The organism is Cryptosporangium sp. NPDC048952 (assembly GCF_043197895.1).
GTDB lineage: Bacteria > Actinomycetota > Actinomycetes > Mycobacteriales > Cryptosporangiaceae > Cryptosporangium.
In genome coordinates this window covers 326,759-338,944 of the sequence record NZ_JBICTY010000001.1, presented here as the reverse complement: position 1 = coordinate 338,944, position 12,186 = coordinate 326,759, and the positions used below count along the sequence as shown (strand labels likewise).

The following is a 12,186-nucleotide window of genomic DNA, read 5'->3' as shown; positions in this document are numbered from 1 at the left end:
CTGATTCACGCGCTGGTCATCGTCGGTTGCCGGGCTCCGCACAAAGGACGGAACCGGGTTCCGGCGAGACCCGCATGTGAGATGGGCCGCAACCCTGGGAGCAGCTCCGAAACCCCTGGTTGAACACCCTGACGGGCAACACCGTTCACCCCTGACTACGGATTCCGTAGGTGCCGGTTCACAGGTCGAGCCGAACGGCGGACGCGGGACCGACGCGAACGACCGAGGCGCACCCGGCCCCCAAAGGTTTTCCACAGCGATTTGGGAGTGAGGTGGCGCACTGTCGAGCCGTCGGTCACAGTAGAGGTCGAGCGTGGTGGAGGCGCCGATGAGCCGCCGACCTGGCAGTGACGATCCGGCCGACGGGGAGATCCGCGGCCTGCCGCCCGAGTGGGGCACCATCGTTGTTCCCGACGACCTTCGCGACCTGGCCGACGAGATCGCGACCGTTCAAGCCGAACTAGCCACCCGCCAACCGCTGAGCCGACGTCGTCGCTGGTTGCGGCGCCCGGGGATGTCCGGGCCGCTGTGCGCGCTGATCCTCTTCCTGGTCGCCGCGATCGGCAGCCTGATGGTCATCGTCCTGCCCAAGCCCGCCCGCCCGCCACGGCGCGAACCGCTCGCCAGCCCGAGCGTCGCCGTGGGGGTGGCCGGTGGGTTGGTGCCCGCGCTGTCGCTGAGTGGCGACGGCGGGCGGAACGCGTCGCTGCGCGAGTTCCGCCCGGCGGTGATCCTGATTTCGCCCGCGGCGTGCACCACCTGCGCGGCAGTGCGGAATCAGCTGGTGACGGCCACCGACGAGACGCAGCTGACCGTCGTCTGGGTTACCGAGAGTAAGCAAGCAGTCACGCTGATCGCCGGCCTTCCCGCCGGACGCCTCATCTCGCTGGCCGACCCCGCCGGCACCACCAGAGCCTTGATCGCCGGCGTCTCGGCCACCGGGCCGACAGCGGTGCTGATCCGTACCGACGGGCGCATCCGACGGATAGCCGCCGACATCGGTGACCCGTTCCAGCTCAGACCCGAGCTCGCCGCCTTGACGATCCGCTGAACCGGCCGTCCACGGCGTGGGCCCTGGTCCGAGCCTGCCATCCGGAACCGGCAGCGGTGGTCACCGTCGGCGTGACGGCGCTCGCCGCCACCGCGGGCCGCTCCGCCCCCGGGATGGTGGCGGTGGCGCTGGCCGTGCTCTCCGGCCAGCTAACCACCGGCTGGAGCAACGACTGGCTCGACGCCGAGCGCGACACGACGGTGGGCCGTACCGACAAACCGGTGGCCACCGGTGAGGTGGCGCGGTCGGTGGTCGGCACGGCGGCCGTGGTCGCCGGCGTCGCCTGCATTCCGCTGTCCCTGCTCTCCGGCTGGCGCGCCGGCCTGGTGCACCTGGTCGCGGTGGTGTGCGCGCTGGCCTACAACGCCCGGTTGAAAGCGACGCCGTTCTCCGCGCTGCCGTACGCGCTCGCGTTCGCAGCGGCACCGGCGTTCGTCACGCTGGCCCTGCCGGGGCACCCGTGGCCGCCCGCCTGGCTGCTGGCGGCGGGCGCTGCGTTGGGAGCCGGTGCGCACTTCGCGAACGTGCTGAGCGACCTCGAGGACGACGCGGCGACCGGGATCCGCGGGCTGCCGCACCGGCTGGGCCGCAGCGCGAGCGAGACGATCGCGGCCGGGCTGATGGCGCTGGTCGCGGTGCTGCTGACAGTCGGGCCACCCGGGCCACCCACCGGACTCGCCTGGGCGATCCTGGCGGCCACGGCCGTGGCGCTGGCGGGAGGGGCTGCGCTCGGCCGGCGACCCGGCTCCCGGACGCTCTTCCGCGCGGTGCTGATCAGCGCTGTGGGCGACGTCGTCCTGCTGCTGCTGAGCGGCTCGACGCTCTGAGCAGGTAATCCGTCTCGTCGGCGTGGCACACGGACCCGATGCGCGAGCGCGAACCGGCCAGACACTACGCTATAGCGGTCTACGCAACGTAGATACCCGGAGGCCAGAGAGGAACCACCGTGAGCCGCTGGACCACTCGGTCGGCCGGGGGCACCGGCCGCCGCGCCGGAACCCTGGTCACGCTAGGCGTCGTCGGCGCGTTCGCGCTGACCGGTTGCAGTTCCGGCCAGGTCGCCGAGACGGCGATCAAGGTCGCTGCGATCCCGGGTGTCGACGCCGCCGCCGGCGACGTGGCGGTCCGCAACGTCGTGGTGTCCTTCCCCGCGGAGGGCTTCAGCTGGCCGGCCGGCAGCAACGTGCCGCTCCAGCTGACGCTGATCAACAACGGCAACACCGGCGACACGCTGACGTCGGTGAGCAGCGACATCGCGGGCTCGGTCGTGCTGCAGGAGGTGCCCGAGGGCGCCCAGGCGACGATCGGCCCGACCGAGACGCCGTCGGCCGCCGTGTCGGAGACGGTGTCGCCGTCCGCCGGCGCCTCCGTCTCCGATGGTCCGTCGCCGTCCGGCGCCGTGGTCACCGGAACTCCCACGCCGACGCTGAGCAACGGGCAGCCCAGCCCCGCCCCGTCGCGCGGAACCCCGTCGCCGGTCGTGAACTCGCCGCTGGCCACCGCCAGCGCCGCTGCCTCCCTGCCGCTGGACGTCCCGGCCAAGCGCGCGGTGCCGCTGCAGCCGGGTGGCCCGCAGCTGGTCCTGGTCGGCATCACCAAGGCGCTCGACCCGGCGGCGACCGTTGCCGTGACGCTCACCTTCGAGAACGGCGGCGCCGTCACCGTGAACGTGCCGTTCGCGCCGCCGGAGTCGCCGCTGCCGCGGACCTCGATCACCCACGCCCCGGGCGAAGAAGGCGAGCACTCGAACGAAGAGAAGGACGCCCACACCGAGTAGTCGGGCTCGATCGGGAGACGGCGGGTGCCAGTGGCACCCGCCGTCTTTTGTCGTACGGCCCTCGTAGGGTTGCGCCCATGCCACCCCGCACCGCCAGCAAGGCGAACCGCGATCGGCCCGCCTACCGGTGCACCGAGTGCGGCCTCACCGTCCCCAAGTGGGTCGGTCGCTGTCCCGAGTGCCAGGCCTGGGGAACGATCGACGAGGTGGGCGCCGGTCCGGTCGCGCTCCAGCAGGTCGGCCCCGGCCCGGTCACCACTCCCGCGCGCCCGATCGGCGAGATCGACGTCCGCGCGGCCAAGGCCCGCCCCACCGGTGTCGACGAGCTCGACCGCGTGCTCGGCGGCGGCCTGGTCCCCGGTGCGGTGCTGCTGCTGGCCGGTGAGCCCGGCGTCGGCAAGTCCACGCTGCTGCTCGAGGTCGCCCACCGCTACGCCGCCGGTGGGGTCGCGCCCGCGCTCGTCGTCACCGGTGAAGAGTCCGCGGCCCAGGTGCGGCTGCGTGCCGACCGCACCGACCGGGTGCACGACCAGCTCTACCTGGCCGCCGAGACCGATCTGTCCGCGCTGCTCGGGCACGTCGAAGCGGTGTCACCCGGCCTGTTGGTCGTGGATTCGGTGCAGACGATCTCCTCCCCCGCGCTCGACAGCGCGCCGGGCAGCGTCACCCAGGTCCGGGCCGTCACCGCGGCGCTGATCGCGTCGGCCAAGGCGCGCAACATGGCGACGATTCTCGTCGGGCACGTCACCAAGGACGGCAACGTGGCCGGGCCGCGCGTCCTCGAGCACCTGGTCGACGTCGTGCTGCACTTCGAAGGCGAGCGGCACTCGACGCTGCGCCTGGTGCGCGCGGTGAAGAACCGCTACGGCCCGTCCGACGAGGTCGGCTGCTTCGAGATGTTCGACGGGGGCATCCGCGGCCTGGCCGACCCGTCCGGCCTGTTCCTCACCCGGCACACCGAGGCCGTGCCCGGCACCTGCGTCGCGGTGCTGCTGGAGGGCGTCCGGCCGATGTTGACCGAGGTGCAGGCGCTGGTCGCACCCAGCAACCTGGCCAACCCCCGCCGGGCCGTGAGCGGTCTCGACTCCGCGCGGGTGGCGATGGTGCTCGCGGTCACCGAGCGCAGGGGCCGGGTGAAGCTGCACGAGCGTGACGTCTACACCGCCACCGTGGGCGGGGCCAAGATCACCGAGCCAGCCGGTGACCTCGCGGTCGCGCTGGCCGTGGCGTCAGCCGCCCGGGACTACGCGCTGCCACCCGACCTGGTCGCGATCGGCGAACTCGGCCTGTCCGGCGACGTCCGGCGGGTCGGTGCGGTCGAGCGGCGGCTTGCCGAAGCCGCACGGCTGGGGTTCCGCCGGGCCCTGGTTCCGTCCGGCTCGGTCGAACGGAAGCCGAAAGGCATCGCGGTCACCGAGGTCGACGACCTGCGGGCCGCGTTGGGGCATGCGTTCTCCGAGAAGGTGCGTAGCCTGTCCGAAGCGGCGTCGGCACCGCAGGGGTGAGCCTTGCCCAGTGGGGGCACCCTGAGACCGTAGACTGCCGGAGAATCAGATGCCTGGAGGTACAGCCGTGGTGGGGACGGAGCGCGAGGAGCAGCTCCGACAGACGCTCGCCCGGATCGCACCGGGTACCTCCCTGCGGGACGGGCTCGACCGGATCCTGCGCGGCAACACCGGCGCGCTGATCGTCTTCGGGCACGACAAGACCGTCGACTCGATCTCCACCGGCGGGTTTCCGCTGGACGTGGAGTTCACGCCGACCGGGCTGCGCGAGCTGGCGAAAATGGACGGTGCGTTGGTGCTGTCCAACGACGGCTCGCGCATCGTCCGCGCCGCCGTCCACCTGATGCCCGATTCGTCGATTCCCGCCATCGAGTCCGGCACCCGGCACCGCACCGCGGAGCGGGTGTCCCGCCAGACCGGGTTCCCCGTCATCTCGGTCAGCCAGTCGATGCGCATCATCGGGCTTTACGTCGGCGGCCTGCGCTACGTGCTCGACGAGACGTCCTCCATCCTCTCCAAGGCCAACCAGGCGCTGGCCACGCTCGAGCGCTACAAGCTGCGCCTCGACGAGGTCGCCGGCACGCTCTCGGCGCTGGAGATCGAAGACCTGGTCACCGTCCGCGACGCGATGTCGGTCACCCAGCGCCTCGAGATGGTGCGGCGCATCTCCGACGAGATCGCGGGTTACGTCATCGAGCTCGGCACCGACGGGCGTCTGCTCAAGCTTCAGCTCGACGAGCTGATGGCCGGCGTCGACGCCGACCGTGAGCTGGTCATCCGTGATTACCTGCCCTCCGGGCGCCGCAACCGGTCGGTCGAGGAGGTCCTCGACGACCTCGACCGGCTGTCGGCAACCGAGCTGCTCGACCTGACGCTGGTCGCGCGGGGCGTCGGCTACCCAGCCACCGCCGACGCGCTCGAGGGCGCGGTCAGTCCCCGTGGCTACCGGCTGCTCGCCAAGGTGCCCCGGCTTCCCGGTGCGGTCATCGACCGGCTCGTGGAGCACTTCGGCGGCCTGCAGAAGCTGCTCGGCGCGACGGTCGACGACCTACGCGCGGTCGAGGGCGTCGGCGACGCGCGCGCCCGCTCGGTGCGCGAGGGCCTTTCCCGCCTCGCCGAAAGCTCAATCCTCGAGCGCTACGTCTGAGTGCACGGCCCGTCCAGGGCGGGCTCCACCGGCCGTTGTTACGGAGAGACGGTGAATGGCGCCGGCTTGCTCTCCAGCGTGCCCAGGCGGGCCACCAACTGGTAATTGCCGGACTTCACCGGGGCGCCGGTGACGCAGTTCTTCGACGACGTCGTGCCGCCCCACTTGATGAAGTAGTTCAGCGTCTCGCCGGGCACGATCTTGCGGTCGACGCTGGACGCGGCGGCGTCCGCACGCGAGCTGCAGTCGTCCGACGACCACACCTGGGTCTTGCCGGACAGGATCTTCAGCTCCTGCTCCTTCGAGCCGAAGTCGCGGCGGCAGGCGGCGTTCGACGTGTTCTTCACGACCAGCCGCATCGACGCGAACTCACCGATGCGCACCGCGCCGTCCGACGGCACCGCGGTGAGCGTGAGCGCCGAGTCCGGGCACGCCGCGGCGGCCGACGTCGAGCCGCCGGCCGGCTGTTGCGGCGCGGCGGTGGCCGAGTCGGGCGATTCCTGGCTCGGTGACGCGCCGGCCGAGCCGACGCCGGATTCACCGGGGTCGCTGGGGCTCGCGCCCGCGGCGGGTGAGGCGGCACTGGCTGACGGCACGCCTGCCAGGCGCGCCTCGTCCGTGCCTGATCCACGTGTGATCAGGCATGACGCGGCTACGAGCAGAATCAACAGGGCCGGCACGATGAGAAGCAGGCGCCGACGCCAGTAGACGCTGGATGGGTGGGGTCCGACCGTCCAGTTCATGGTGTCCGAACGGTATCGCCCCTCGGCTTCTCGCGTGCGACGGCGCGCCGCAGGTCTCAACCTGACGTGGAGACAATCACACGCTCAAAGCGTCCAATTCGAAGTGTCATGGCCGCTGCCGCTGGCTGCGCCGCGATTCACGGCGTCAAATACCATCTGATCCGATGCTCCCCACCCGCTTCGCCGCCCTCGTGCTCGACTGGTACGGCGAGAATGCCCGCGATCTCCCCTGGCGGACCGCCGACGCCACCCCCTGGGGCGTTCTGGTCAGCGAGATCATGCTCCAGCAGACGCCGGTGTCACGCGTCCTCCCGGCCTGGGAGGAGTGGATGAAACGCTGGCCCACTCCGGCCGCGATGGCCGCGGACGAGCCGGGTGAGGCCGTCCGCATGTGGGGGCGGCTGGGATATCCGCGCCGCGCCCTGCGTCTGCACGAGTGCGCGGTGGCGATCACGTCCCGGCACAGCGGCGAGCTGCCCACCGATCTCGACGCGCTGCTGGCACTGCCGGGCGTCGGGGCGTACACGGCACGGGCCGTGGCGTCGTTCGCGTTCGGCCAGCGGCACGCGGTCGTCGACACGAACGTCCGGCGGGTGCTGAGCCGGGTCGTCACGGGGGTCGCGGACTCCCCGCCCGGTTCCGCGGCACGCGATCTCGCGCTCGCGGAGCCGCTGGTGCCCACGGACGACGCGGTGGCCGCGCGGTACGCGGTCGCGGTGATGGAGCTGGGCGCGCTGATCTGCACCGCGCGCTCGCCGCGCTGCGCCGACTGCCCGGTCGTCGCCGACTGCGCCTGGCTGCGCGCCGGCAAACCGGCCTACGACGGTCCGGTGAAGCGCCCCCAGGGGTACGCGGGCACCGACCGCCAGGTACGCGGGCGTCTCTTGGCCGTCCTGCGCGACGCTGACGGCCCCGTACCGCAGGCGGCACTGGACATCGTCTGGCACGAGCCCGTGCAGCGCGCACGCGCTCTGGACGGGCTGGTCACCGACGGCCTCGTCGACCCTCTCCCCGACGGCCGCTACGCCCTCCCCGGCGCCCGCTGAGCGCTGCACGTTCCGTGCCCGTATAGGGGTCCAGAACGTGCAGCGCTCAGCGGCACAGCAAAGGGCGGGCCGCGAAGCGGCCCGCCCTTTGATCAGACGACTTACTCGGCGGCCGGAGCCTCACCGGAGGACGCGATCTCCGCGGTCACGGTGTCCGGAATCTCGGCCGGCTTGTCCGCGCCGGCGAACGTGAACTCGCCCTTGGTGCGGTCGGTCTCGTCGGTGCCGGTGACGTCGACGAGAACGATCTGGCCAGCGGCCAGCTCGCCGAAGAGGATCTTCTCCGACAGCGTGTCCTCGATCTCGCGCTGGATCGTGCGACGCAGCGGCCGCGCGCCCAGCACCGGGTCGTAGCCCTTGGCGGCGAGAAGCTTCTTCGCGCCGTCGGTGAGCTCGAGCCCCATGTCCTTGTTCTTCAGAGCCGTGTCGACACGCGCCAGCATGAGGTCGACGATCTCGACGATCTCGTCCTCGGTGAGCTGGTGGAACACGATCGTGTCGTCGATACGGTTGAGGAACTCCGGACGGAAGTGCTGCTTCAGCTCGTCCTGGACCTTGAGCTTCATCCGCTCGTAGTTGCTGGACGTGTCGTTGCCCGCCTGGAAGCCGAGCGACACGGCCTTGGCGATGTCGCGGGTACCCAGGTTCGAGGTCAGGATCAGCACCGTGTTCTTGAAGTCGACGATGCGGCCCTGGCCGTCGGTGAGACGACCGTCCTCGAGGATCTGCAGCAGGGTGTTGAAGACGTCCGGGTGAGCCTTCTCGACCTCGTCGAAGAGCACCACGGAGAACGGCTTGCGGCGCACCTTCTCGGTGAGCTGGCCACCCTCGTCGTACCCGACGTAGCCGGGAGGGGCACCGACCAGACGCGACACCGTGTACCGGTCGTGGAACTCGGACATGTCGAGCTGGATCAGCGCGTCCTCGTCACCGAACAGGAACTCGGCAAGCGCCTTCGAGAGCTCGGTCTTACCCACACCGGACGGGCCGGCGAAGATGAACGAACCACCGGGACGCTTCGGGTCCTTCAGGCCGGCCCGGGTACGCCGGATGGCCTGCGAGACGGCCTTGATCGCCTGCTCCTGGCCGACGACCCGCTTGTGCAGCTCGTCCTCCATGCGCAGGAGACGGCTGGTCTCCTCTTCGGTGAGCTTGAAGACCGGGATGCCCGTCCAGTTCGCCAGGACCTCGGCGATCTGCTCGTCGTCGACCTCGCTCACGACGTCGAGGTCACCGGCCTTCCACTCCTTCTCGCGCTGCGCCTTCTGGCCCAGCAGCTGCTTCTCCTTGTCGCGCAGCGACGCGGCCTTCTCGAAGTCCTGCGCGTCGATCGCGCTCTCCTTCTCGCGCCGGACGCCGGCTATGCGCTCGTCGAACTCGCGAAGGTCCGGCGGCGCGGTCATCCGCCGGATCCGCATCCGGGCGCCGGCCTCGTCGATCAGGTCGATCGCCTTGTCCGGAAGGAAGCGGTCGGAGATGTACCGGTCGGCCAGCGTCGCGGCCGCGACCAGGGCACCGTCGGTGATGGAGATCCGGTGGTGCGCCTCGTACCGGTCGCGCAGACCCTTGAGGATCTCGATCGTGTGCGCCAGCGATGGCTCGCCGACCTGGATCGGCTGGAACCGGCGCTCGAGAGCGGCGTCCTTCTCGACGTACTTGCGGTACTCGTCGAGCGTGGTGGCGCCGATCGTCTGCAGCTCACCCCGGGCCAGCATCGGCTTGAGGATCGATGCGGCGTCGATCGCGCCCTCGGCGGCACCCGCACCCACCAGGGTGTGGATCTCGTCGATGAACAGGATGATGTCGCCGCGGGTGCGAATTTCCTTGAGCACCTTCTTCAGGCGCTCTTCGAAGTCACCGCGGTAGCGCGACCCGGCGACCAGTGCGCCGAGGTCGAGCGTGTAGAGCTGCTTGTCCTTCAGCGTCTCGGGCACCTCGCCCTTGACGATGGCCTGGGCGAGGCCCTCGACGACGGCGGTCTTGCCGACGCCGGGCTCGCCGATCAGGACCGGGTTGTTCTTGGTGCGGCGGGACAGCACCTGCATGACCCGCTCGATTTCCTTCTCCCGACCGATGACCGGGTCGAGCTTCTGCTCGCGCGCGGCCTGCGTCAGGTTGCGACCGAACTGGTCGAGGACGAGCGAAGTCGACGGCGTGCCTTCGGCCGGGGCACCGGAGCCGGCCGGCTCCTTGCCCTGGTAGCCCGAGAGCAGCTGGATCACCTGCTGGCGGACCCGGTTCAGGTCTGCCCCCAGCTTCACCAGGACCTGGGCGGCCACGCCCTCACCCTCGCGGATGAGCCCGAGCAGGATGTGCTCGGTGCCGATGTAGTTGTGGCCCAGCTGTAGCGCTTCGCGGAGCGACAGCTCGAGGACCTTCTTGGCCCGCGGCGTGAACGGGATGTGCCCGCTCGGCGCCTGCTGCCCCTGCCCGATGATCTCCTCGACCTGCTGGCGGACACCCTCCAGCGAGATCCCCAGGGACTCGAGCGCCTTGGCCGCGACGCCCTCACCCTCGTGGATGAGGCCGAGCAGGATGTGCTCGGTGCCGATGTAGTTGTGGTTGAGCATCCGGGCTTCTTCTTGAGCCAGGACGACAACACGCCTCGCGCGGTCGGTAAACCTCTCGAACATCCCTCGTTGCTCCTCACGTGCCGGTGAGCACCGTGTGGTCGCGAACACCTGATGGCGTCCGTCCCACCACTGTAGTCGGGTGGTGACCTCCGGCCACCCGCCATGGGGACCGGATCAAGTACGACCACAGTTCCTACAACGGTGAAGCCGAAGTATCGCTTCCGACCAGCTGTCCGCTGAGAGCGAACAACCGTATCTGCCGCTACCAGCAGATTACGGACGTCGCGCCCGGGCGACGCTCGCGGGGTACCGACCAGGGGGAGCTACTGGGGAAAGTCAGCTGGCGTGGAACTGCTTCACGATGTCGCTCGGGATGCGACCGCGATCGGAAACCTTGAATCCGCGCTTCTTCGCCCATTCACGGATGGCCTGGTTCTGCTCGCGATCAGCAGTCGCGGTGGAACCGGACGAACGAACCCGGGTGGCGGCCGCGGCCTTCGTGGCTGGTGCCCGGCCGGCCTTACGAGCAACGCCGACGTAAGGCGCAACCGCATCGCGCAGCGTCGCGGCGTTCTTCGCAGACAGATCGATTTCGTAAGACACGCCGTCGAGCGAGAACGAGACCGTCTCTTCTGCGTCGCCTCCGTCGATGTCATCGACGAGAAGCACCTGCACCTTCTGCGCCACGAAATTCCTCCCGGATCACCAGAAAAACTGGGTACGGCTAAATACAATCACGGCTACGACCGCAATGCCAATACCCAGTATCGCAGAAACGCTCGGTAACCGGACCGCGCCTTATACGGGCCGGACGAACGGGAAGAGAATCGTGTCCCGGATGCCCCGACCAGTGAACACCTGGAGCATACGGTCCACACCCATACCCATTCCGCCGGATGGCGGCATGCCGTATTCCAGTGCCCGCAGGAAGTCCTCGTCCAACTGCATCGCTTCGACGTCGCCCTTGGCGCCGAGCGCCGACTGGGCCACCAGCTTTTCCCGTTGGATCACCGGATCGACCAGTTCGGAGTACGCGGTGCCGCGCTCCACACCGTCGATGTAGAGGTCCCACTTCTCGGCGACGCCGGGCAGCGACCGGTGCGGACGGGTGAGCGGGCTGGTGTCGAGCGGGTAGTCGCGCACGAAGATCGGCCCGGCGAGCTTGTCCTCGCACAGCGCCTCGAACAACTCCTCCACCAGCTTGCCGTGGACCCACAGTGGATTCACAGCGATACCGTGCTTCTCCGCGTAGTCGCGCAGGGTCTCGACGGGCGTCTCGGGGGTGACCTCTTCGCCCACCGCCGCGGACACGAGCTCGAACAGCGACGCGGTCTGCCATTCACCGCCCAGGTCGATCTCGGTGCCGTCGAAGCGCTCCACGAGCGTCGAGCCGAACACGGTGGTGGCCGCTTCCTGGTACAGCTCCCGAGTCAGCCGGGCCATCGTGTCGTAGTCGCCGTAGGCCTCGTACACCTCGAGCATGGTGAATTCCGGCGAGTGCGTGGAATCCGCACCTTCGTTGCGGAAGTTTCTATTGATCTCGTAAACCTTCTCGATACCACCGACCACACAACGCTTCAGGAAGAGCTCGGGCGCGATGCGAAGGTACACGTCGAGATCGAACGCGTTGAAATGGGTGATGAACGGTCGTGCCGCGGCACCGCCCTGTACTGCCTGCAACATCGGCGTCTCGACCTCGAGGAACTGCCGACGGTTCAGGGAATCCCGCAATGCACGTACCGTCTCGGTACGCACTTCCACCATCCGGCGGGCTTCCGGGCGCACGATCAGATCGGCATATCGCTGCCGGATTCGAGTTTCCTCGCCCATCGGCTTGTGCGCGACCGGCAGCGGGCGGAGCGCCTTTGTCGTGAGAATCCACCGATCGGCGAACACGCTCAGCTCACCACGCCGAGAGGTGATGACCTCACCTTCGATACCGACGTGATCACCGAGATCGACCAGGGACTTCCACTGCTCCAGCGATTCCGCCCCAACCTGGGCCAGGCTGAGCATCGCCTGCAGTTCGGTGCCGTCGCCCTCACGGAGAGTCGCGAAGCACAGCTTTCCCGTGTTGCGGATGAAAATGACCCGCCCGGTGACCGAAACCCGCTCGCCGGTGTGCTCGTCGAGGCCGAGATCGGGGTAGCGGTCACGGATCGCGGCCAGCGTCGTCGTCCGCGGGAATCCCACCGGATACGGCTCGGCGCCCTCCGCGAGCATCCGGGCCCGCTTCTCCAACCGCACCCTTACCTGCTCCGGCACGTCGCTGTCGAACGCGTCGCCATCAGTATCGGGAGCGGTGGGGTTCTCGGTCACGTGCCAAAGCCTATCGACCCCTGAC

Annotated in this window: 10 protein-coding genes; 6 read left to right on the top strand and 4 right to left on the bottom strand. The window is 69.5% G+C overall.

Annotated features, from left to right (window positions below):
* Positions 1 to 328: 328 nt before the first annotated feature.
* From ACGFY5_RS01600 to disA, 5 genes are all read left to right on the top strand, one after another.
* Positions 329 to 1,051, top strand: coding sequence for a hypothetical protein (locus tag ACGFY5_RS01600; RefSeq protein WP_392716153.1), 723 nt, complete (start codon positions 329 to 331; stop codon positions 1,049 to 1,051).
* Between the two features lie 71 nt (positions 1,052 to 1,122).
* Positions 1,123 to 1,878 carry a UbiA family prenyltransferase gene (locus tag ACGFY5_RS01595; RefSeq protein WP_392716151.1) on the top strand — a complete coding sequence of 252 codons (756 nt, stop codon included), beginning with the start codon at positions 1,123 to 1,125 and terminating at the stop codon, positions 1,876 to 1,878.
* A gap of 119 nt (positions 1,879 to 1,997) precedes the next feature.
* A complete protein-coding gene (locus ACGFY5_RS01590; protein ID WP_392716149.1) occupies positions 1,998 to 2,828 on the top strand; it encodes a copper chaperone PCu(A)C in 831 nt (276 codons plus the stop codon).
* A gap of 77 nt (positions 2,829 to 2,905) precedes the next feature.
* A complete protein-coding gene (radA, locus tag ACGFY5_RS01585) occupies positions 2,906 to 4,333 on the top strand; it encodes a DNA repair protein RadA (RefSeq protein WP_392716147.1) in 1,428 nt (475 codons plus the stop codon).
* Between the two features lie 67 nt (positions 4,334 to 4,400).
* On the top strand, positions 4,401 to 5,480 hold the full coding sequence (disA, locus tag ACGFY5_RS01580) for a DNA integrity scanning diadenylate cyclase DisA (protein WP_392716145.1): 1,080 nt from the start codon (positions 4,401 to 4,403) through the stop codon (positions 5,478 to 5,480).
* Positions 5,481 to 5,518: 38 nt separating this feature from the next.
* Here the strand turns inward: disA and ACGFY5_RS01575 are convergent, their stop codons facing one another.
* Positions 5,519 to 6,223, bottom strand: coding sequence for a hypothetical protein (locus ACGFY5_RS01575; protein WP_392716142.1), 705 nt, complete (start codon positions 6,221 to 6,223; stop codon positions 5,519 to 5,521).
* A 164-nt stretch (positions 6,224 to 6,387) separates the two neighbouring features.
* Here ACGFY5_RS01575 and ACGFY5_RS01570 point away from each other — a divergent pair, with 164 nt between their 5' ends.
* Positions 6,388 to 7,269, top strand: a complete 882-nt coding sequence (locus ACGFY5_RS01570) for an A/G-specific adenine glycosylase (RefSeq protein ID WP_392716140.1) — start codon at positions 6,388 to 6,390, stop codon at positions 7,267 to 7,269.
* 101 nt (positions 7,270 to 7,370) lie between these two features.
* Here ACGFY5_RS01570 and ACGFY5_RS01565 read toward each other — a convergent pair whose 3' ends face one another.
* From ACGFY5_RS01565 to lysS, 3 genes are all read right to left on the bottom strand, one after another.
* Entirely contained in the window at positions 7,371 to 9,902 is a 2,532-nt protein-coding gene (locus ACGFY5_RS01565) for an ATP-dependent Clp protease ATP-binding subunit (RefSeq protein ID WP_392716138.1), read from the bottom strand.
* A 276-nt stretch (positions 9,903 to 10,178) separates the two neighbouring features.
* Complete coding sequence (locus ACGFY5_RS01560; RefSeq protein ID WP_392716136.1) at positions 10,179 to 10,529, bottom strand: Lsr2 family protein; 351 nt, start codon at positions 10,527 to 10,529, stop codon at positions 10,179 to 10,181.
* Positions 10,530 to 10,640: 111 nt separating this feature from the next.
* Positions 10,641 to 12,161, bottom strand: coding sequence for a lysine--tRNA ligase (lysS, locus tag ACGFY5_RS01555; RefSeq protein WP_392716134.1), 1,521 nt, complete (start codon positions 12,159 to 12,161; stop codon positions 10,641 to 10,643).
* Positions 12,162 to 12,186: the final 25 nt, after the last annotated feature.